Raw genomic sequence first — 17,684 nt, 5'->3', positions numbered from 1 at the left:
TTCCACTGGCATCCTGTGCGTAATACGTAAAAAATCCCTTCCAGCACTTTCCTTGGCGGTATCGGAGGACGGCCTTGTCCGGGTGCGTGTTTATACTTTTTCTGCGGGTCCCGCTTTTTTACTGGTATCTTATCCTTGATTTCTTCCCAAAACTCATCCGATATTGTCCATGACTGATAAGATTTCTTCTCTTTCATTCTTCTCTCACCAGTCCCTATTTTACACCTTGTTTTAATTTATGGATAGGCTCTTAATAAACGCAACTTCCTGATTGGCCAAATAAAGGTTCATTTTCTCTGTTAAGCTCATTGATTCTCTTCCTTTCATTTTAAACTTCAAATATCAGGTAACATCCATAATATTCAAGAAAAGCATACCATATTTTTCAACTTAAGTCTATTTGTTTTCGAAACTTTTCATCTGCAATAAAAAGCTCCCGGAGTAATTGTTTGATTTCGGCCTTGATTCAAATACAAGTTATTATTTCGCTTATAGATATAAATTATTATTTAATCATTAAAAATGATTAAATAATAATTTATACTTCGATTTATATTTCATATCATTATAATTTTTTCTATTACTTCTGCCAATGAAAGTTTTTATTTATGGTGACACACTTTTTAAATCATTTAATGATTTACTATAAAAAACATATTATAGAGTCCTGATTTTCCTTGTGATTCTATACATTTTTATCTTTGCCGTTTCTTCGGTTTTTGATTTTTGGGGAAAACTATTGTGAACATTTACGTCTTTTTTCGCTGAAAATTGCGCGATCATTGATATAGTTTGAGAACTTTTCTTTTTCCAAATAAAATATCTTTCGCTTCTGAGAAGATGTGATATAATGAAAACGAACAATTTTAAAAACAGGTTAAAAATTGATTAATTTTTCATGTAAGGGGAGTGTAAATGACTGTTTCACTAACAGATTTTATATCGTGGATATCGGCTTACCCCATGCTGGGAGTCACTGCGCTGCTTACGACCGGAGTGATTCTTGTAAACGGCTGGACGGACGCCCCCAACGCGATTGCCACCTGTGTGTCTACCCGCGCCATGGCACCAAGAGCCGCCATTATGATGGCGGCCGTATTCAACTTTTTAGGCGTTTTTGTTATGACTTCCATCAATGCCAGTGTGGCCGCTACCATTTACAACATGGTCGACTTCAGCGGCAATACGCACGAAGCCCTCGTCGCTCTGTGCGCCGCGTTGCTGGCGATTGTCATCTGGGCCACCGCCGCCTGGTGGTTTGGAATCCCAACGAGTGAAAGCCATGCGCTGATCGCCGGTCTCTCCGGCGCGGCGATTGCCCTGCACGGCGGCCTTTCCGGCATCAACGGTGCGGAATGGATCAAGGTCATTTACGGCCTGGTGCTCTCTACCCTGCTGGGGTTTGCCATGGGCTGGGGCAGTGCCAAGATTACGCAATCCATCTGCTGTAAAATGGACCGCCGGCGTACGACCGCGTTTTTCCAGAAAGCACAGATTGGCGGCGGCGCGGCCATGGCATTTATGCACGGCGCGCAGGACGGCCAGAAATTCATGGGCGTGTTCATGCTGGGAATGTTCCTGGCCAAGGGTGAAGCAAACGTGCCGAACTTTCAGATTCCCATCTGGCTGATGCTGTTCTGTTCCCTGGTGATGGGCCTTGGAACCTCGATCGGCGGCTACCGCATTATCAAGGCCGTCGGCATGGACATGGTGAAGCTGGAAAAGCACCAGGGCTTTACGGCAGACCTTGCAGCCGCAGCCTGTCTGCTCCTTTCTTCCCTGACAAGCATCCCGGTTTCCACCACACATACCAAAACCACCTCCATTATGGGTGTTGGCGCCGCAAAACGTCTTTCTTCCGTTAACTGGGGCATCGTAAACGAAATGGTAATGACCTGGGTACTTACCTTCCCCGGATGCGGAATTATTGGTTTCCTGATGGCTAAACTGTTTATGACGATCTTTTAAATCCGGCATATGCCGACACCTTGACGAAACAGGAGAATCGAAACTATGGCGAGAAAAAGTGATCAATATTATTATAGTGTATTGTCTGAGGGCATCGATTACTGCATGCAGGCTGCCGATCTGCTGCTGGAAACACTGAAAAATTACCACCCGGAAAAGATGGACGCCTGTATTCGGGACATGCATGCCATTGAGCACGCAGCCGATCTGGGCAAGCATGTGATGATGAGCCGCCTTGTCAAGGAATTCATCACCCCCATTGAGCGCGAAGATATTATCGAGCTGGCCCAGACGATCGACGACGTGACCGATGAAATCGAGGACGTTGTGCTTCGCCTGTACATGTTCCACACCAAAATCATTCGCCCCGAGGCGCTGCAGTTCGGTTCTATCATCGTTTCCTGCTGTAAAGCCATGAAGTCGATGATGGAGGAGTTTCATAACTTTAACAAATCCGGCACCATCCACCAGATGATTATAGACATCAACCGGATGGAGGAGGACGGAGACAAGCTGTACACAGACGCGATTCACGCATTGTACGCCGATCCCTCCGATCCGATCGAAATCTTCACCTGGACCGAAATCTTCAACCGCCTGGAGCGCTGCTGCGACGCATGTGAGGATGTGGCCAATGTGGTGGAAAGCGTTATTATGAAAAATACCTGATCCCTTTTCAGAAGAAAATCACACATATTTGCGGCGGGCAGTGATAAGCTGTCCGTTTTTTCATTGAGGTACGGCAAAGCATATTCTGCTTGGCTGTGCCTGTTTTTATTTTACGCAGAATGACGATTCTCTCCGCCATTCAATACAAAACCGTGTTTGCTCTACGCATTTGCAGAATTAGCAGAGGACATTCCAACGCAACTTAGTGGAACGATCAGGGTCAAATGAATGATCTTCCATACTTTGAAACCTTTTCTGTATGATGGAATCACCTGATTTTCAGATACTCTGCCCGAATTCCCGTGTCATTTTTTGAAAGTCTTTCCGGCTTTCGTCAGATTTTCCAAAGACGGTATTCTTTCCCTATATTGGTAGAGCCAATAATCTTTCATTCTTAATGTATATTCTTAACATTTTTAATATAATCAATCGAAATGCACAAATTTTGTTATTGACAAAGCGTTTTTTCCAGAGGATAATAAGACAAAGTGACAGCGCAAGGGGAGTGCTCTGTCATTTCATGCGCAATTTGGTAGTATCAATTCAATTATCAAAGGCGCCAATAAGGAGGAGCAATTGTGTTTCTGGAATTTATTCTTGCGCTGCTGCCGATTCTATGGCTTGTTGTATCCTTATGCTACCTGAAAATGCCTGCTTACAAAGCCTGTCCTGTAGCGCTCGTCATTACCGTTCTACTGGCACTGTTGTATTGGAAAGCACCCGGAATTGAGGTATTCACCGGCGGATTGGAAGGCGCGACAATGGCACTTTGGCCCATTTCTCTCGTCATCATCGCCGCGATCTTTACATATAACCTCACCGTGAAAACCGGGGCTATGGCAAGAATTCAAAAAATGCTGACATCCGTTTCAAACGACAAGCGGGTGCTGGTACTGATCATCGCCTGGGGCTTTGGCGGATTTATGGAAGGAATGGCCGGTTTCGGAACCGCCGTTGCCATCCCCGCCAGCATTCTGTGCGGTCTCGGCTTCAATCCCATTTTCGCCGCTGTTGTCTGTCTGGTGGCAAACGCCACCCCCACAGCATTCGGGTCGATCGGTATTCCCACCGTGACAGCCGCGTCTGTTTCCGGCCTTGACCCGCAGGCTACGGCAGTCGTGGTATCGCTGCAGCTGTTCCTCATGGTCGTTCTGACCCCGTTCCTGCTGGTCACGATCACCGGCGGCGGCCTGAAGAGCCTGAAAAGCAGCTGGCACATCGCGCTGATTTCCGGCCTTGGGTTTGCGGCGGTACAGCTTCTCGCGGCCCGCTTCATCGGCGCGGAGCTGCCTGCGGTAACCGGCTCGGTCGCAAGCATGCTGCTGACCATCTTTGCGGCAAAGGTCTTTTGTAAAAACACCCCGAAGGAGTATCAGCTTTCTGAGGAAACCAGCGCGGAGCTGCAGAAGCAGGAGCATCCGGGCCTGCGCGAGGCTGTGATCTCGTGGTCCCCGTTCCTTTTGATCTTTGTGTTTCTGCTCACCGTTTCAAAGCTGGTGCCCCCGATTTACAATGTGCTTGCTGCGGTTAAAACCAGCGTTGTCATTTATGCGGGCGCAGGGGCCACGCCTTATACCTTTTCCTGGCTGACCACCCCCGGCGTTCTGATTTTCATTGCCGCGTTTCTGGGCGGGCTGCTGCAAAAGGCCAGCCTTTCTGACATGGCGCAGGTGCTGGTTCAGACTCTGAAGCAGATGCTGAAAACCATGATTACGCTGATCACGATTCTGGCCGCTGCGAAGATCATGGGGTACAGCGGCATGACCCGCGACATCGCCGCGTTCCTGGTAGCGGTTACCGGCACGGCTTACCCGCTCGTAGCGCCCCTGATCGGCTCGATCGGCACCTTTGTTACCGGCAGCGCCACTTCCTCCAGCGTGCTGTTCAGCTCGCTGCAGGCAGAGACCGCCCGTGCCATCGGCCTGCAGGAAATCTGGCTGGTAGCCGCCAACACCATCGGCGCCACGGCCGGCAAAATCATTTCGCCCCAGAGCATCACGATCGCGGTGGCCTCTACCGGAACCAGCGGAGAGGAAAGCAATATCCTTCGCACCACTCTCAAATATTACCTGCTGTACATCGTGATTTTCGGCCTGATTTCTTATTTTGGGTACAGTCTTCTCTCTTTGGTTTGAAAGCGACACGGCGCTTGCTTCCTTGAACACGGCGCCTGCCTGAACCTCCCCTTTGGGCAGGGTATTTGCCGGAACTGAAAATCTTAGGAGCAAGCAGCCTCTAGTATGGATTGGATCAATCATTTGTAGTAATTAGGAAAGGAACATGCAGTATGAGTCAGTACAACAAGGTCACCCCTGAATTGATTGAACAATTCAGGCAGATCGCACCGAACCGTGTTTCCGTCAACGGAGACATCAACGACGATTTCACTCATGACGAGATGCCGATTTACGGCAAAGCCTGTCCTGAGGTCGTCATCGAAGCCACCTCCACAGAAGAAGTGGCGGCTGTGATGAAGCTTTGTTATGAGAACAGCATTCCCGTCACCCCCAGAGGCGCAGGCACCGGCCTGACCGGCGGCGCGGTTGCGCTTTGCGGCGGCGTTGTTCTCTCCACCACCAAGATGAACAAGATTCTGGGCTATGACAAAGAGAACCTGAACGTCCGCGTTCAGTCGGGCGTTCTGCTCAACGATCTGGCGGAGGACGCCATAAAGCAGGGCCTGCTCTATCCCCCGGATCCGGGTGAGAAATTCGCCACCCTCGGCGGCAACGTCGCCAACAACGCTGGCGGCATGCGCGCCGTGAAATACGGCACCACCCGCGACTATGTACGCGCTATGACGGTCGTACTGCCCACCGGCGAAATCGTCCGCCTGGGCGCAAGCGTATCAAAGAGCAGCAGCGGCTACAGCCTGCTGCACCTGATGATCGGCTCCGAAGGCACGCTCGGTATCATCACTGAGCTGACGCTCAAACTGATCCCCCAGCCGAAAGAAGTCGTCAGCCTGATCGTCCTGTTTGAAAACCTGGAGGAGTGCATCGCCGCTGTTCCGCAGATCATGCTGGCACACCTGCAGCCCCAGGCGCTGGAATTCATGGAGCGCGAGATCGTCATTTCCTCTGAGGCTTACCTCGGCAAAAGCGTATTCCCGCAGGAGTTTGAGGGCAGCCAGGTCAACGCCTACCTGCTGATCACCTTTGACGGCGAAAACGCCGATCAGCTGGACGAGATTATCGAGAAAGCTTCCGAAGTCGTTCTGGAAGCCGGAGCACTGGACGTTCTGGTCGCCGATACCCCGGCGCTGAAAAAGGACGCCTGGGCAGCCCGCAGCTCGTTCCTTGAGGCAATTGAAGCTCAGACCAAGCTGCTGGATGAATGCGACGTGGTCGTGCCCACCAGCAGAATCGCGGAGTACCTCACCTACATCAAATCCATCGAGGCGGATTACGGCTTCGAGATCAAGAGCTTCGGCCACGCCGGCGACGGCAACCTGCACATTTACACCTGCTCCAACGACATGGAGCTGGAGGAATTCAAGAGCCAGGTGCACGACTTTATGAAGAAGGCCTACGCCAAGGCAACGGAATTCGGCGGTCTCATTTCCGGCGAGCACGGCATCGGCCACGGCAAGCAGGCTTACCTTTCTGAAATGGCCGGCCCGGTGAACATGCGCCTGATGAAGGAAATCAAATCCGTCTTCGATCCGAAGGCGATTCTGAACCCCGGAAAAGTCTGCTTGAAGCTGTAAGAAACAGCTTCCATGAAGAACAAAAAAACAGATTTCTTCCCTGCTCTCGGCGAGGGAAGAAACAAGAACCTTGATTCTATTCTTTGATAAAAGAGCTGGATCAGAAACCACATTATTTTGAGCGGAGGAAAAAGCAATGGCATATATCATTTCTGAGGAAGGCCAGGAGCTGCTGGGTGCAGTAAAGGAATTCTGCGAAAAAGAAGTCAAGGAGCAATGCAAGGAATATGACAAAACCGGTGAATGGCCGAAAGAGATTTATGATAAGGCAATTGAAATGCAGCTGCATATGCTCGAGGTTCCCGAGGAATACGGCGGCATGGGTCTTGACCGTGTCTCTGTTGCCGCTTTGATCGAGCAGATGGCGATTGCCGATTCCGGCTTTGCCACCACGATTTCCGCAAGCGGCCTTGGCATGAAGCCTGTTCTGATCGGCGGCACCGAGGAACAAAAGCAGCGCGCATGCGATTTGATCGTAGACGGCGGCTTCGCCGCTTTCTGCCTGACAGAGCCCGGCGCAGGCTCCGACGCTTCCGCCGGCAAGACCACCGCCGTCAGGGATGGCGACAGCTACATTCTGAACGGCCGCAAGTGCTTTATTACCAACGGCGCGGTTTCGTCTTTTTACTGCGTGACCGCTATGACCGATAAATCCGCCGGTACCAAGGGAATCTCCATGTTCTACATCGAGAAAGACACGCCCGGTCTTTCCACGGGACATGAAGAGGATAAGATGGGAATCCGCACCTCCAACACCTGCGACGTGGTGCTCGAGGACTGCCGCATTCCCGCTTCCAATTTGATCGGCGCCGAAGGACAGGGTTTCTCCATCGCCATGAAAACGCTGGATCAGGCCCGCGCATGGATGGGCTGTATTGCCACCGGCATCGCCCAGCGCGGCATGGAGGAAGCCATCGCCTACGGCAAAGAGAGAATTCAGTTCGGCAAACCGGTGCTGAAAAATCAGGCACTCCAGTTCAAAATTGCCGACATGGCCATCAAGATTGAAACTGCCCGCCAGATGGTGGCCCATGCCCTTACCCTGATGGATCTCGGCCTGCCTTACAGCAAGGAATCCGCGATCGCGAAGTGCTATGCGTCCGACATCGCGATGGAGGTTGCCTCCGAAGCGATTCAGATGTTCGGCGGATACGGCTACAGCCGTGAATATCCGGTAGAAAAGCTGCTGCGCGACGCGAAGATTTTCCAGATTTTTGAGGGAACCAACGAGATTCAGCGTATTGTTGTTGCCAATAATACCATTGGACGCTTCTGATCCGTCGGAGCATTCGCTTACACTGTCACCCTCAAAGTGACTTACGTGAAAACTGCGATTTCTTCCCCCGTCCCGGCGGGAAAAGAATCAACCGTTTTCAAAACGCATGTTCCTGCAAGGGGAACGGAACTTGAAACAAATGGTGCTTCTCTCCCCGTCTTTAACGTGAAGAGAAGCAAAGGCATTCTTTTTGTAAAAAGAACGAAACACAAGCACACAGCAATTCTTTCCCCGCCTTCGGCGGGGAAAGAATCAATCGCTTTACTATTCTGCAAGGAGAACGAAACACATGGAAATACTGGTATGTATTAAGCAAGTGCCGGACGACGCGGCTGAAATCCGCCTGAAGGCGGATGGAACGCCCGATCTGGACGGTGTGGCGCAGGTGGTCAACGCGTTTGACACCTATGCCCTGGAAATGGCGACCCGCCTGAAAGAAGCGGTCGGCGGTGAAATTACGGTGATCAGCGTGGGCGGCGAAAGCGCCCGCGACGCGCTGAAAACCTGTCTGGCAGTTGGCGCACAGCATGCTTTTCTGCTGACTGATCCCGCCTTTGAGGGTTCCGACAGTCTGGGCAAGGCCCGGATTCTGGCCGCGGCTAAGGCCAAGCTGGAAGAAAAATCCGGCAAACCCTTTGACCTGATTTTCTGCGGACTTGAGGCCACCGATAAGGCTACCGGCCAAACCGGCGCACAGCTGGCTGAGCTGCTGAATCTGCCCCTCATTACCAACCTGACGGATATCTCTTACGAAAACGGCACCGTCACCGCAAAGCAGGAGACCGATTTTGGCTACAACCTGATCGATTCCGCTGCGCCGTGCGTCGTTACCGTAAATACCCCGGCCTACGCGCCCCGTTACCCCACCATCAAAAGCAAGCTGGCCGCGAAGAAGATGCCCATCGACCCCATTTCTCTGTCAGATTTGGGCGAGGATGCCGGCAAGGTCGGCAGGCAGGCAGCCCTCACCCGCACCGTAAGGTTTGCGGAGCCGCCCCAGAAGGTGGCTGGGGTAAAAATCAAAGAAGAGACCTGCGAGGATTCCGCCCGCCGGGCCGTAGCCATGATGGTCGAAGCAAAAGCGCTGTAAGGGAGCATTGAAACATGGAACAAAATCAAACTCAAAACGTATTGGCGTATGTAGAAACCGCCGGCGGAAAACCCGTAAACGTCGGTCTGGAGCTGCTGACGCTGGCCAGAACGATCGCCGACGCTGCCGAACAGAAAGTGACCGCCGTACTGATTGGCAGCGGGCTGGACGAAGCCGCACAGCGGGTTGCCGCTCTTGGCGCGGACAAGGTAGTTGTTGTGGATGACCCCGCTTACACCGCCTTTTCAATGGATGAATACACCGGCGTGCTGGAGCAGCTCGTAAAAGACGAAAATCCCGCCGTATTCCTGATGGGAAACACTCCGCAGGGCAAGGGGATTGTGCCCCGCCTGGCGGCCCGCTTTCAGAGCGGCTGTGTTGCGGACGTAACCGCTGTCTCCATCGAAGACGGCGCTCTGCACTGGATTACCCCTCGCTTTGGAGGCACTGTGCTAGCGGAAGAGGTCATCGAAAACTCCGCGGTGCAGTTTGCAACCGTGCGCACCGGCGCGTTCTCAAAGCCTGAAACCGCACAGAATGTCGCTCCGGTAGAAAAGAAGGCGGTTTCCGTTCCGGCCGATTCCATCCGCACGCAGATTCGCGAGGCGGTCAAGGAGCTGACCGAGAGCGTAAACCTGGAAGACGCCGATGTGATCGTATCCGGCGGCCGCGGCATGGGAAGCGCGGAAAACTTTAAGCTGGTGGAAGAGCTGGCAGCCCTTTTGGGCGGCGTGGTAGGCGCTACCCGCCCCGCAATTGAAGACGGCTGGGTTTCAAGAGCGCATCAGGTCGGCCAGTCCGGCAAGATCGTTGCGCCGAAGCTGTACATTGCGTGCGGTATTTCCGGCGCGACACAGCACGTTTCCGGCATGTCCTCCTCCGGCTTTGTTGTGGCAATCAACAAGGATGAAGACGCCGCTATCTTTGATGTGGCGAACGTCGGCATTATCGGCGACGCGGTCAAGGTCATCCCCGCGATGATCGAGGAAATCCGCAAAGCCAGGGCAGAAGCCTAATTTCTCTTATCCCCCCTCCCGTTTGCCTGTCTTCTCCACCTGAGAGCATAGACGCAAAGCTGTAATGACTCTTCTTTCTTCCCCTGCTGTAATCGAAGGGAAGCGAGCGAGTATGAGGGAAGCCGGGCGAGTACGCGGCTTTGCTCTTCCTGCTCCGGAGGCACAAACGGTTTTAAAAATAATCCTTTTTTCTGCAATTTTACCGGTTTATTATAAATAGAGCAGGGCAGATCGATGATCTGCCCTGCTCTATTTTCTTTTTCATTTATAATAGTAATATCAACCGTTGACTTCTTTCCCCCACGAATGATGGGGAAGCAATCGCCGCTTCTATGTAGCGCCACTTTTCGAGTGGATCGACTGGAAAGCGGACCGCCAAAAGCTCTATTCCTCCTCGAAAGGCTCTTCTTCCTGAGGGGGAGAAAAATCAGCCATAAAACCCTGCTCGAGCATGTATTCCTCAATCAGCGCAAAATGATCCTGCACCGCCAGAGAAAGATGAAGCTTATTCCGGCGGCACAATGCGTTGACGATCTGTTCGTGCGCGTATTGCAGCTTGTGCCCTGTGTCGTCGTGCAGCAGAATATTGTAGCGCAGATCGTGGATAAAGCGGTCGATGGAATCCGACAGCGCGCGCAGAATCTGAATGATCAGCTCGTTGCCCGAAGCGATGGCGATCAACTCGTGCAGCTCCTTATCCAGCAGGTCGGCCTCTTCCCCTTCATGGGTGCGCAGCCCCTGCACAAGTTCTTCCAGCCTCGCTATCTGATCCGAAGAAATACGGTCCACAGCAAGCATCGCGGCCTCCAGCTCCAGCCCTCTGCGCAGCTCTGCCAGCTGCCGGTAGCTGATCCTTTGCAGCAGCGACAGCAGGCCGAAGGTATCTTTCAGGCTTTGGCTGATGTCGCAGCAGATAAAGTTGCCCGCGCCGTGCTCACTGCGGATAAACCCCATGTGCTCCAGCAGTCGCATGGCTTCCCGCACGGAATTGCGCCCCACCCCGAGCTCTTCTGCCAGCTTCCGCTCCGGGGGAAGGGAATCCCCCAGCGAAAGAGTTCCATCCTTTAGCTTTTGCTGCAAATAATCCAATACCTTTTCGTACGCTTTTGAGTTTTTTTCTTTTTCAACTTCCATTTGGTCCACCCTCCACCGCCGGTGCGCAGGGCCGTTCTCTCCGCACAGCCACCAGGCGATATTTATAATCATTCGGACATTTTTGTTATGCGTTGCTTTGCAGAGTAACCACGACGATTTCCGGGCGATTAAAGACCCGGACCGGAAAAAGACTGTTCCCCAGCCCCCGGCTGACAACCATCGTCGTTGCGCCCCGTGTATAAGAGCCGCTGGTATACCGCGGGAAGATGCCCTGGCCCGGCGCTACAAGCCCGCCCACAAACGGCAGCCGAATCTGGCCCCCGTGGGCATGGCCGGTAAACACCAAATCCATGTGATGTTCCGTATACAATGAAAACAGCTCCGGACGGTGGCAAAGCAAAATCTGAAAGGTATCCGGCGACGACCACCGGGCCAGACGGCCCGCGAGCTCCGCCGTATGATCCCCGTCCGTATCGTCTGAATCGGCAAACGCGGGATCCCGCAGCCCCAGCAATTCAATGGAACTGTTCCCGATGGATATCTTCTCCGCCGCATCGTCCAGCATATGAACCCCTGCATCGGTCAAACGGCTTTTGATTTCGGGGTATTGCCTGAGCCTTGATTCATGATTCCCGGATACATAGTACACAGGGGCAATTTTCACGGCGCCGTTTACAAACTGCATGGCCGGTTCCAAACGATACCGCCTGCTGTCCACCAGATCGCCGGTGATGACAATCAAATCGGGCGATACGCTTTCCAGCCGATTCAGCAGCGGACGCTGCCCGCTGCCAAATTCTTTATTGTGCAAATCGGAAATCTGGGCGATCACATATCCGTCGAATTCTTTTGGAATTTGGGGATTGTGGTAGACCGATTTGGTTATTACAATACTGTTATTCTGCCAGATGCAAAAAAGGATCACGCACAAACCGAGCAATAAGAAAACCATTCGCTTCTTCCTTTTCCTCGACCATTTCACGCACTACCTCCGGTTTCGTCACTGAGAGAGCGATCGTTCTTCCACAACAGGGAGCATCCCCGGCCCGATACACACTCACGATGGCATATGCAATATCATATCACTATTTTTCGCCTTCAACAAGCGGAAAGGTCGATTTTGCTTCTGAAAACGAAAAAGCGTATTCACGGGCAGGCGCGTATGTATCCTCGACCAGGGCTTCTGACAAAAAAGCCGCAGGAGAGAGAATCTCCTGCAGCAAATCTGATGCCAGAAAGACGAACCAAAATGTTCTTTTTTATCTGTTTAAACCCTTTTCACAGCGGTTGCCCCAGGCATCCAGCAGCTCGTCGCCCCGGTAAAACCGGACGATCTCGCAGCGGTTCGGGCAGCCGGAGCATTCCCCGGCTTTCGTCGTAAAGGTCATTTCCAGCAAAGACGGATCGAAGGGCCGCTCTCTTGATGCGGAACGCGACAGAATGGCCGCGCCGATCGCGCCCATCAGGTGAGATTCCGGGTCCACCGTAACGCCGGAGTGAAGCTCCTCTTCAAACGCCCGCACGACCCCTCTGTTTTTGCTCACGCCGCCCTGAAACACAATCGGTTCTTCAATGCGCTTTCCCTTACCCACATTATTTAAATAGTTCAGAACGACCGCACGGCACAGCCCCGCCACAATATCCTCCTTGCTGTGGCCGGTCTGGGCCTTGTGGATCATGTCCGATTCCGCAAACACCGTGCATCTGGCGGCAATTTTGGATGGCGACTGGGAACGCAGCGCCAGATCGCCGAGAGACTCCACCTCGAGCCCCAGGCGCTTTGCCTGCGACGATAAAAAAGCGCCGGTACCGGCCGCACACAGCGTATTCATCGCGTAGTCCGAAACCACCCCGCCGCGGATCAGAATGATCTTCGAGTCCTGCCCGCCGATCTCTAAGATGGTGCGCACCCCCGGGTGACGCGACAGCGTCCCGACCGCGTGGGCGGTGATTTCGTTTTTGACCACGTCCGCCCCCAGCATACTGCCGATCAGCCGCCGCGCGGAGCCGGTTGTACCGACGGTACGCACACTGACCGGGCCGGGCGCCTTTTCAAACAGAATGCCCACCAGCCGCTTGACCGCCCCTACCGGGTCGCCCTCCGTCCAGAGGTATTCCTCCGAAAGCACCTGGCCGTCCTCACTCAGCAGCACGCCCTTGGTTGAAATAGAGCCGATATCAACCCCCAGAGACACGAGCTGTTCCATACGCTTTTTTCCTCCTCATGTCAATCATATCGGCAAAGGCCTCAAGCCTTGTTTCCACGCCCACCTCACTGGTGTTGGCGTCGAAGCTCAGGTGCAGGATCGGCATGCCGTAGTCCTGCTCCAGGCGCGTTAAAGCGGGCATCACGTTCAGCTCGGGAATACAGCCGAACGACTTCATGTGGATTAACCCATCGTAGCCCAGCTCGGCATACTGCTTTGCCTGGCAGACGCTGTCCACGCCATTGGCTCCTACCGTATATTTTAAATACCCTCCGCTTTCCCGCAGAGAAATGCGATCTTTCTTTCCAAACAGCAGAAACGACACGCTCATTCTGCGGCTGACGCTGATGTTCCTGCGCGCCAGCTGCTTTTCCAGATAAAAATTGCTGAACGGCTCCATCAGGGTATACAGCTCCCCGATCACGCCGACGCGAAGCGGCATGGCGCTTTTTTTCACCGGGATTTCGCCCGCGGCGCGCGCGTACCGCTGCTTGAGGCGTTCCAGCTGAAGCATGGTCCTCGGTTCGCTCAAATCCTTTAAAAGCTGCTTCTGAAGCTTTTCAAAGGAACCCGGTATGGTCTCGAACCCTACGTTTTCGCGAACATAATAATCCAGCGCGTCCATGATCCTCAGGCTTTCCGCGGTGCGCATCATCACGCTGAGAATTTCGCGCATGGAAAGCGGGCACTCCAGATTCCGGAGTACCCGATAGATCTTTTCCGGTTTTACGTGCGCCCGGGAAAAGCAGAGAAAATCAAACTCATATCCCAAGTCCCGCAGAATCTGCTCCTGAACCTCTCCGTAATAGCCATAACGGCAGCCAAGGCCTGTTTGCAGCAGCACATTGGCACCGGCCTCGAGCGCCTCGATATAGTTCCCCATGTTGTATTTGAACGGGGAGCAGACAAAATCGGGGCTGTATTTGCTGCCAAGCTCCAGCGTGCGCTGGGTGGTCGGCGGCGCTGAGATCACCTTCTGTCCCGGGAAGAGTTCCCCAAGCATCGAGCGGATGACCACATGGTAATCCCCCATGTGGGGAAAGCTGAACACAAGCTGTTTATCCATAAACCCTCTTCCTTTCCCCCAGAATGTCCAGAAAGCTCTCAATGCGGGTCTGCAGCCCGGCGTCCGACTGCTGCTCGTCCATGAGGAGCTGAATCACTGGAACCTCATGCACCCGCCGGATCACCAGCTCGTTGACAAGAGAATCCGTTCCGCAGGGAAATGCGGTGAGCAGGATCACGCCGTCTACACGGTTTTTGTACAGCTCGATCGCGCCAATCATCTCCTTATTCATCGTCCAGTACAGCTCGGTCGAGATCGCCTTGGATTTCTGGCTGCAGGCGCGGCGATTGCAGTAATCGGAAAATAGGACGGTTCCGTTCTGCTCCCGGATCATCCGGCAGACCGGCCCGCCGATAAAGGAATCATGGCTGATATACGGCTGTGCGGCGATCAGAATTTTCAGGCCATCGCCTTCACAGACACGCTGCTGACGCTCCATCCGCGCCAAATCCTGACTTTGCTGGCGCTGTCTGGCGCGCTGATACGCGCGAAAGCACTGGTCCGCACTTTTTCCAAGCTGGCGGCCCATCGCGCAGAAGGCAAACATTTCAGAGCGTGTGCTCCCTTTTAAATTGTAAGTAATCAGCTTGGCCCAGGGAAATGTGTGGCGCACAATATCATACAGCCCCAAAAAACGGACGCAAAATTCCTCACTGCCGCGAGTTCCCTCAAACCGGGGAACCAGAACCGCGTCGCACTGCCCCAGAAGCGATTCCACATGCCCTAAATATAGCTTCATCGGAAGGCAGTTTTCCGCTTCGGAATGACGAATCCCATCCTCCAGAATCGTTCTGCAGGTTTCGCTGCTGATGATGACCTCGCACCCCAGCTCCTGAAAAAATGTCTCCCACAAACAGCCGTACCGATAATATAAAAACGCCTTTGGTATTCCAATTTTCAATGTTATCACCCAGATGCTATTATGGATTTTTTCCCTGCAAGTATTCATTCGGGCGGCGCATTTCCATAACCTCACATCGGGCATGATTTTGCGATAAAGCAAAAAAATCCATTCCGGACGTTTCGTCCGGGATGGATTTTCATGAATCATATTGATTTTTCAGAAAAACAGTTTGTTTATTTTAATTGAAAAAGAATTAAAGTTTTTTTATTTTAATCCCTAGGTTATACCACCTGATCTCTTCCGGCGTTTTTGGCCTGATACAGCTTTTTGTCCGCAAGGTAGATCAGTTCATCCACAGCCTTCGGCGCACAGTCTGCGGTGACCGTCTCTACACCGATGCTGCAGGTGATGGCGATTTCGCCATAGGTGGTGCGAAAAACGTGGCCGCGAATGGAATCCCGGATACGGCAGGCAATCTGCTTGGCGGAATCGCTTTCCCAGCCCGGCAGGCAGACCAGGAATTCATCGCCGCCGTAACGGGCTACCCACCCGCTCTTGGCCGGAACCATCTTTTGCAGCAGAACGGCGATTCCATGCAGTACGCAGTCGCCGGCCACATGGCCGTTATGATCGTTGATTTTCTTAAAATAGTCAATATCGATAAACAGAACGCTCATCGGCTGATCCTGCTCAAAGCAGCTCTGCAGGTCGGCTGGAAGCCGAAGATCGATATACCGGCGGTTGTACAGATGCGTGAGGAAATCGGTATAAACTGTTTCCCGGCAGACATTTTCATCCTCGATTTTTTCTTCCGGACGGGAAGTGCGCCGGGTCATAACCAGAGTGCAGGCTCTTTCCCCCACTACAAGAGGAATCCGGACAATACTGCAGATCGCCGAATCATCCGCAGATACGCTCAGCGTTGCGCCCGGCCCGAAAAGGATCTGATAATCGAAGCTTCCCTCCAAAGAGCTTTCAAACAGCCCCTCTGAATTGAGTCCCCGCAAATCATCGTAAAGGATCAGCCCGCAGTTGGAATCCACAAGATACACCGAAGACGAAAACACCCTCAATACACAGAGCAGATTCTTCACATCTGATAAAGATTCTAATACCATTACTTCCCTTTCTACCGATTCGGCGGACCGCAATTTTCTTCGATCAAGATCGTACACCGCCAACCCGGGACCTGCAAAAATCGTTCAGCCATTGAAAGACCGCGTTCCCCCAAAGCACCCCGGCAATTGCGGATTTTCGGCCTTTGAGAGAAATGACAGAAAGGTATTCAGATAATTTCCGCAAACCAAAAAAAACACACAATAAGTGTTTTTCTTTAAATTATACATATAATATTTGTGCAAGTCAATACGTAAATAGAGCGTGTGATAAGATCGTTTTCGTATAAATATATGTTGAAGGAAGGGTTGAAATGAAAGCAATAAATCAAATCATTCGCGATTTACGCGAAGATAGAGATTTAAGACAATCAGACATAGCAGCCGTCTTGGGAACAACACAACAGCACTATTCCCGATGCGAAAAAGGAGAATCGCAGCTATCAACTCGCTCCATTATTGCTCTGGCCGATTTTTACCACGTATCCACCGATTATCTGTTAGGCCGAACAGACTGTAAGCAGGGTGTGGACGTTCTGAATCAGCAAATCGCGGAAGGATACTCAACCGGACGCTTTTTGACAGATGTACTTTCCCTGAGCATTGTCGGGCGCTGTGCTGTGGCGGAATATCTGAAGCTTCAGCTGCTCAAAGAAGAGGTGGAGCAGAAGAGGCTTCTGTGAATTCCGGGCGAAATTTTCTTGTTCCCGGCTACCGAAACGGGACAAAAACGAAATCGGCTCCCAAGGTGGCCGCCTTACCATGCAGACGTCTGCAAAAGCACAGAAAGGGTGAATGACAGATATATTAGTTAAAGATTCCGGTGTACGGAATTCGCCTTTGGGATACTGTCTCCCACAACGCATCTACATCTATAAGAATGTCACTTCAAAAACAGACGCCTAACGAATGAGCGATCAAAAGAGAATACTGTATTAGTGATGCGTATTCCCAAGCTCCATTTCAACAAGATGCAGATTCACTTCTTCCGGCGTTGGAATCTCACCTTTGTGTGGTATCGATATCCAAAATGCTTGAATTTCCGGATCGCTATTTGCTTTTGCAGCGGCTATTACAATTTCGATTTCGCGTCTGACTTCTTCGACGCTCACCCCATTTTTCTTCGCCACAGACTCAAGGGCTTTCTTGGCCAATATTTCCGCTTTCTGATTACTCATCTTCAAAACACCTGACATTACTATTTTTATTCAAGGGACCAATTACCCGAATATAGGTAATTTTATCACAGATATATTTCATATGTCAACCCGAATCCGGGTTAAAACATCTTTTATCTAAATTATCATATATTTATTAACCCGAATACAGGTAGGAGATGCTTATGACATATTCTGAGATGATTGTGATGCGGATATCCACACTCTGCAAACAGCGGGGGATCGCCTATAACAAGCTGGCAGCCATGTGCGGCCTGAATCAATCTACCATTGACAACATCGTACGCGGAGTGACGAAAGACCCACGCGTTCAAACGCTCCATCATATTGCCCTTGGATTTAACATGACACTTGCGGAATTTTTGGATTACCCGGAACTGAATGAGTATTCGTTTGATGAGGAAGAGCATTGACTTCGTGAGCAAATTTTTGGACAAGAAGAAGCCGCAGG

Annotated in this window: 17 protein-coding genes; 9 read left to right on the top strand and 8 right to left on the bottom strand. The window is 51.9% G+C overall.

What is annotated here, in order from left to right:
* Window positions 1–197 (bottom strand): transposase (locus tag HMPREF1141_RS17075; protein ID WP_035317243.1); only part of this gene is annotated, 197 nt, incomplete at its 3' end.
* 718 nt (window positions 198–915) lie between these two features.
* Between HMPREF1141_RS17075 and HMPREF1141_RS05245 the strand changes: the two genes are divergently transcribed.
* The 7 genes from HMPREF1141_RS05245 (at window position 916) to HMPREF1141_RS05215 (ending at window position 9,728) form a co-directional block, all read left to right on the top strand.
* Window positions 916–1,968: an inorganic phosphate transporter gene (locus HMPREF1141_RS05245; protein WP_009061808.1), complete on the top strand. Its 1,053-nt coding sequence runs from the start codon at window positions 916–918 to the stop codon at window positions 1,966–1,968.
* Between the two features lie 45 nt (window positions 1,969–2,013).
* Window positions 2,014–2,637, top strand: a complete 624-nt coding sequence (locus HMPREF1141_RS05240; RefSeq protein WP_009061819.1) for a DUF47 family protein — start codon at window positions 2,014–2,016, stop codon at window positions 2,635–2,637.
* A 578-nt stretch (window positions 2,638–3,215) separates the two neighbouring features.
* Window positions 3,216–4,772: an L-lactate permease gene (locus HMPREF1141_RS05235; protein ID WP_009061823.1), complete on the top strand. Its 1,557-nt coding sequence runs from the start codon at window positions 3,216–3,218 to the stop codon at window positions 4,770–4,772.
* A 152-nt stretch (window positions 4,773–4,924) separates the two neighbouring features.
* On the top strand, window positions 4,925–6,346 hold the full coding sequence (locus tag HMPREF1141_RS05230; protein ID WP_009061826.1) for an FAD-binding oxidoreductase: 1,422 nt from the start codon (window positions 4,925–4,927) through the stop codon (window positions 6,344–6,346).
* 136 nt (window positions 6,347–6,482) lie between these two features.
* Complete coding sequence (locus HMPREF1141_RS05225; protein ID WP_009061831.1) at window positions 6,483–7,622, top strand: acyl-CoA dehydrogenase family protein; 1,140 nt, start codon at window positions 6,483–6,485, stop codon at window positions 7,620–7,622.
* 289 nt (window positions 7,623–7,911) lie between these two features.
* Window positions 7,912–8,712, top strand: coding sequence for an electron transfer flavoprotein subunit beta/FixA family protein (locus tag HMPREF1141_RS05220; protein ID WP_009061830.1), 801 nt, complete (start codon window positions 7,912–7,914; stop codon window positions 8,710–8,712).
* A gap of 14 nt (window positions 8,713–8,726) precedes the next feature.
* Window positions 8,727–9,728, top strand: a complete 1,002-nt coding sequence (locus tag HMPREF1141_RS05215) for an electron transfer flavoprotein subunit alpha/FixB family protein (protein WP_009061825.1) — start codon at window positions 8,727–8,729, stop codon at window positions 9,726–9,728.
* A gap of 384 nt (window positions 9,729–10,112) precedes the next feature.
* Here the strand turns inward: HMPREF1141_RS05215 and HMPREF1141_RS05205 are convergent, their stop codons facing one another.
* The 6 genes from HMPREF1141_RS05205 to HMPREF1141_RS05180 all read right to left on the bottom strand — a co-directional run bounded on the left by HMPREF1141_RS05205 (window position 10,113) and on the right by HMPREF1141_RS05180 (window position 16,058).
* Complete coding sequence (locus HMPREF1141_RS05205; protein ID WP_009061815.1) at window positions 10,113–10,862, bottom strand: FadR/GntR family transcriptional regulator; 750 nt, start codon at window positions 10,860–10,862, stop codon at window positions 10,113–10,115.
* An 85-nt stretch (window positions 10,863–10,947) separates the two neighbouring features.
* Window positions 10,948–11,775 (bottom strand): metallophosphoesterase, encoded by an 828-nt coding sequence (locus HMPREF1141_RS05200; protein WP_009061803.1) that lies wholly within the window; start codon window positions 11,773–11,775, stop codon window positions 10,948–10,950.
* A 307-nt stretch (window positions 11,776–12,082) separates the two neighbouring features.
* Window positions 12,083–13,030, bottom strand: a complete 948-nt coding sequence (locus tag HMPREF1141_RS05195) for an acyl-CoA dehydratase activase (protein WP_009061828.1) — start codon at window positions 13,028–13,030, stop codon at window positions 12,083–12,085.
* A complete protein-coding gene (locus tag HMPREF1141_RS05190; RefSeq protein WP_009061817.1) occupies window positions 13,002–14,096 on the bottom strand; it encodes a hypothetical protein in 1,095 nt (364 codons plus the stop codon). Before HMPREF1141_RS05190 ends, HMPREF1141_RS05195 begins: the two co-directional genes overlap by 29 nt.
* Window positions 14,089–15,006: an acyl-CoA dehydratase activase-related protein gene (locus tag HMPREF1141_RS05185; protein ID WP_242824563.1), complete on the bottom strand. Its 918-nt coding sequence runs from the start codon at window positions 15,004–15,006 to the stop codon at window positions 14,089–14,091. The genes HMPREF1141_RS05190 and HMPREF1141_RS05185 overlap by 8 nt, the downstream gene beginning before the upstream one ends.
* 215 nt (window positions 15,007–15,221) lie before the next feature.
* Window positions 15,222–16,058: a GGDEF domain-containing protein gene (locus tag HMPREF1141_RS05180; protein ID WP_155863512.1), complete on the bottom strand. Its 837-nt coding sequence runs from the start codon at window positions 16,056–16,058 to the stop codon at window positions 15,222–15,224.
* 311 nt (window positions 16,059–16,369) lie between these two features.
* Between HMPREF1141_RS05180 and HMPREF1141_RS05175 the strand changes: the two genes are divergently transcribed.
* The gene (locus HMPREF1141_RS05175) at window positions 16,370–16,738 is read left to right on the top strand and encodes a helix-turn-helix transcriptional regulator (protein ID WP_035316590.1); all 369 of its coding nucleotides are present in this window, start codon (window positions 16,370–16,372) and stop codon (window positions 16,736–16,738) included.
* Window positions 16,739–16,990: 252 nt separating this feature from the next.
* Here the strand turns inward: HMPREF1141_RS05175 and HMPREF1141_RS05170 are convergent, their stop codons facing one another.
* Window positions 16,991–17,233 carry a hypothetical protein gene (locus tag HMPREF1141_RS05170; RefSeq protein ID WP_009061821.1) on the bottom strand — a complete coding sequence of 81 codons (243 nt, stop codon included), beginning with the start codon at window positions 17,231–17,233 and terminating at the stop codon, window positions 16,991–16,993.
* A 164-nt stretch (window positions 17,234–17,397) separates the two neighbouring features.
* Here HMPREF1141_RS05170 and HMPREF1141_RS05165 point away from each other — a divergent pair, with 164 nt between their 5' ends.
* Window positions 17,398–17,646 (top strand): helix-turn-helix domain-containing protein, encoded by a 249-nt coding sequence (locus HMPREF1141_RS05165; RefSeq protein WP_009061806.1) that lies wholly within the window; start codon window positions 17,398–17,400, stop codon window positions 17,644–17,646.
* Window positions 17,647–17,684 lie beyond the last annotated feature (38 nt).

Source organism: Clostridium sp. MSTE9, from assembly GCF_000277625.1.
GTDB classification, from domain to species: domain Bacteria; phylum Bacillota; class Clostridia; order Oscillospirales; family Acutalibacteraceae; genus Faecalispora; species Faecalispora jeddahensis.
The sequence above is the reverse complement of the archived record's forward strand: the minus strand, read 5'-3'. Positions and strand labels throughout refer to the sequence as shown.

What these genes read in the sequence shown, in the direction of transcription:
- HMPREF1141_RS05225 (WP_009061831.1), top strand. Translation starts at nt 6,483, where the DNA reads ATGGCATATATCATTTCTGAGGAAGGCCAGGAGCTGCTGGGTGCAGTA.
- HMPREF1141_RS05240 (WP_009061819.1), top strand. Translation starts at nt 2,014, where the DNA reads ATGGCGAGAAAAAGTGATCAATATTATTATAGTGTATTGTCTGAGGGC.
- HMPREF1141_RS05170 (WP_009061821.1), bottom strand. Translation starts at nt 17,233, where the DNA reads ATGAGTAATCAGAAAGCGGAAATATTGGCCAAGAAAGCCCTTGAGTCT.
- HMPREF1141_RS05180 (WP_155863512.1), bottom strand. Translation starts at nt 16,058, where the DNA reads ATGGTATTAGAATCTTTATCAGATGTGAAGAATCTGCTCTGTGTATTG.
- HMPREF1141_RS05165 (WP_009061806.1), top strand. Translation starts at nt 17,398, where the DNA reads ATGACATATTCTGAGATGATTGTGATGCGGATATCCACACTCTGCAAA.
- HMPREF1141_RS05215 (WP_009061825.1), top strand. Translation starts at nt 8,727, where the DNA reads ATGGAACAAAATCAAACTCAAAACGTATTGGCGTATGTAGAAACCGCC.
- HMPREF1141_RS05200 (WP_009061803.1), bottom strand. Translation starts at nt 11,775, where the DNA reads ATGGTTTTCTTATTGCTCGGTTTGTGCGTGATCCTTTTTTGCATCTGG.
- HMPREF1141_RS05175 (WP_035316590.1), top strand. Translation starts at nt 16,370, where the DNA reads ATGAAAGCAATAAATCAAATCATTCGCGATTTACGCGAAGATAGAGAT.
- HMPREF1141_RS05190 (WP_009061817.1), bottom strand. Translation starts at nt 14,096, where the DNA reads ATGGATAAACAGCTTGTGTTCAGCTTTCCCCACATGGGGGATTACCAT.
- HMPREF1141_RS05220 (WP_009061830.1), top strand. Translation starts at nt 7,912, where the DNA reads ATGGAAATACTGGTATGTATTAAGCAAGTGCCGGACGACGCGGCTGAA.
- HMPREF1141_RS05245 (WP_009061808.1), top strand. Translation starts at nt 916, where the DNA reads ATGACTGTTTCACTAACAGATTTTATATCGTGGATATCGGCTTACCCC.
- HMPREF1141_RS05205 (WP_009061815.1), bottom strand. Translation starts at nt 10,862, where the DNA reads ATGGAAGTTGAAAAAGAAAAAAACTCAAAAGCGTACGAAAAGGTATTG.
- HMPREF1141_RS05195 (WP_009061828.1), bottom strand. Translation starts at nt 13,030, where the DNA reads ATGGAACAGCTCGTGTCTCTGGGGGTTGATATCGGCTCTATTTCAACC.
- HMPREF1141_RS05230 (WP_009061826.1), top strand. Translation starts at nt 4,925, where the DNA reads ATGAGTCAGTACAACAAGGTCACCCCTGAATTGATTGAACAATTCAGG.